Origin of the sequence: Psychrobacter sp. (assembly GCF_035469765.1) — a bacterium.
In the GTDB taxonomy this organism is placed as follows: domain Bacteria; phylum Pseudomonadota; class Gammaproteobacteria; order Pseudomonadales; family Moraxellaceae; genus Psychrobacter.
The window spans coordinates 1-2551 of the sequence record NZ_DATIRM010000184.1 but is presented as its reverse complement, the minus strand read 5'-3'; the positions used below and the strand labels follow the sequence as shown (position 1 = coordinate 2551).

2 protein-coding genes and 4 tRNA genes are annotated in these 2551 nt (G+C 40.2%); all 6 read right to left on the bottom strand.

Going from position 1 to position 2551, the window contains the following annotated elements:
* A partial coding sequence (locus VLN09_RS05315) for a GTP-binding protein (RefSeq protein ID WP_325244379.1) occupies window positions 1-162 on the bottom strand: 162 nt, incomplete at its 3' end.
* Between the two features lie 483 nt (window positions 163-645).
* A tRNA-Thr gene (locus VLN09_RS05310) sits at window positions 646-720 on the bottom strand.
* Between the two features lie 104 nt (window positions 721-824).
* A tRNA-Gly gene (locus tag VLN09_RS05305) sits at window positions 825-898 on the bottom strand.
* 85 nt (window positions 899-983) lie between these two features.
* A tRNA-Tyr gene (locus tag VLN09_RS05300) sits at window positions 984-1067 on the bottom strand.
* 65 nt (window positions 1068-1132) lie between these two features.
* Window positions 1133-1208 (bottom strand) — tRNA-Thr (locus tag VLN09_RS05295).
* A gap of 400 nt (window positions 1209-1608) precedes the next feature.
* Window positions 1609-2551 (bottom strand): peptide-binding protein (locus VLN09_RS05290; protein ID WP_325244377.1); only part of this gene is annotated, 943 nt, incomplete at its 5' end.

Here is a 2551-nt window from a genome sequence, read left to right as displayed (position 1 = left end):
TGGTGCTGAGTCAATAGACGCGTAGTCTTTTGCTTCGCCGCCTGAAGTGATTGCAGCTACAGTTGCGATAGCAGCGGTAAGGGTTGTTTTACCGTGGTCAACGTGTCCGATGGTACCGACGTTAACAGGTGGTTTTAGACGTTCAAACTTGGCCTTTGCCATGGGTATTTCCTCTTTTTTTGGTGGATATTTATCAATCAAAGATCGGTAAATAACTGTTTGACGGCTTATGATGTATGACCATCAAACCGTTGACACTGTGTTTTTTCTATTAAACTAATATCTATTAGAATACTAGCTATAACGCTATACTATCTTTGCGTTCGATATTTTAGCTGTTAAGCGTATAAATAGGGGCATTATACGTGCTTTTCAATCTATTGAACATGACAAGTTAATATACAGTACTGCTGTTGCACTACTTTATCTAACTCTTATTCATTTAACCCTTTACACAGCTTATTTATTAAACAAAGATAACACTTACTAATAAACTGACAGCGCAAAAAGGCAACACCTCAGTGTCACCTTTGAATTATTCTCTGCCACACTGTATGTATAATTTTCGATATTTTATAATTTTGATACCAATACTAAACTGTAGATAAACATCAGCAAAGCAAATATAAAGGATTGAACAATAAATGGAGCTCATATTGAGAATTGAACTCAAGACCTCTCCCTTACCAAGGGAGTGCTCTACCGCTGAGCTATATGAGCATATTCTAGCCAACCGCTAAGTTGCACTAAAAAAAATATCACGATACAGCAATAATAACTGACTGTCGTGATGAGTATTGATGATTTGTGCGATGGTACATATATGGAGCGGGTGGCGGGAATCGAACCCGCGTCATTAGCTTGGAAGGCTAAGGTGTTACCATTATACCACACCCGCATTTACTCTTATCTGGGTTGGCTCTTATAAAGAGTCATGAGTTGATAAAGAGTATGCTTGGCGCTAAGACAAAATTATACAAATATGGTGGTGGGAGAAGGATTCGAACCTTCGAAGCTTTCGCGACAGATTTACAGTCTGTTGGGTTTGACCGCTCCCCAATCCCACCTAGATTGCTTGATATAAAATCACTTTAATTTAAAGTCAATTCATAAAAAGCTACTTTGAGAGAGATGGTGCCGACTGCCGGGATCGAACTGGCGACCTACTGATTACAAGTCAGTTGCTCTACCAACTGAGCTAAGTCGGCTTGTTCTCTCAAAGTGGTGGCTATTCTATCAAATATTCTGATAGACGCAAGCCCTTTTTTGCTTTTTTTGCCTTTATTTTAATAAAAAAACTCAAGCACTTGATTATAATAGGATTTTTATTACGCTTAAACAACCCCTTTTACCCCTCTTTATCCAACTCTCTATTTTGTGAGCCAAAAATATAAGCAGAGGCTACTTTTAAACTGACTATTTATTGCTTAACGCTCAAAATAATTATGTAAATCCACCAATTATTATTAGCACTTAGCAGTCTAAGGTCATCTAACCAATATAGGTAAAGCTTACTAATTATGTACTGCTAAGATTTCGAAGTGAGCTGACAATAACTGTAATTATTGCACAGCACATGATTAAGATGGCTTTATTATCAAAGACTATCTACACGCTGCCTGTATTAAACAACCATAGCGCTAAACCGATAATAATAACGGCAATAAATACCCATATAAACCAACCACCACTCGTTGTCTTTTCAACCGCGCCTGTATTAGCAGGATTGTTGAGCGCTTGATCCATCGCATTATTGCCTGTGGTACCCAAATCACGAGATTGCTCTAAATTGGCAGTGCCCGAAAATTGTGAAGTGGCAGCCTGTTTTGCACGCAGTACATCCGGATCTGCTTCTTCTTGCAAGGCGGTTTTGGTGGTTTTGTCATGCTCTGGCGCAATAGCTGCCTCAACGATTGGCACTTCACTTACAGGAGACGCTTCTGAAAGGGTTTCAGATACAGCGGCTTTATGTAGCACAGGCTCATCGGCTAAGACGGGCTGCTCTACGAGTGATTCTTGATGAGTAGAAGGCGTTGATGTAGTTTCGGTCAGCACAGTCTCTGTTAATGCGACTTTTTCTGGTGCAGTTTCGGTTGGGGTAGACTCTATTACTTCGTGCTCAGCAGCCACACTAGGGATACTTGAGGTTTCAGTAGGAATATATTCTACTTCGCTCAATACAGGTTCGGCTTTATCTGCGGCGGATAAGATATCAGTGATGCCTGTTTCTTCAATTACTGGCTCATCTGTTTTAGCGGCGCTAACCATCGGTTCTGCTTGCAAAGCAGCAACAGGCATTGTGTCTAAAGCCTCTTCGACAGGTAATATCTTTTCGATAATGGTTTCTTTAACGACTGGCTCTGCTTCAACAATAAGTGCTATCTCAGTGTCAGGACTCAACATCAAAGTTGGTTTATCTGCAACTGCTTGCTCATGAATAACAGTAGTAGCTACTGACACACTTACCTGAAAATTAAAGCTTGCAAACCCAAGCGTATCATTTGCTGTTAAGTGCTTCGATTCATGGGCAGCGATACGCTCATCATTAATA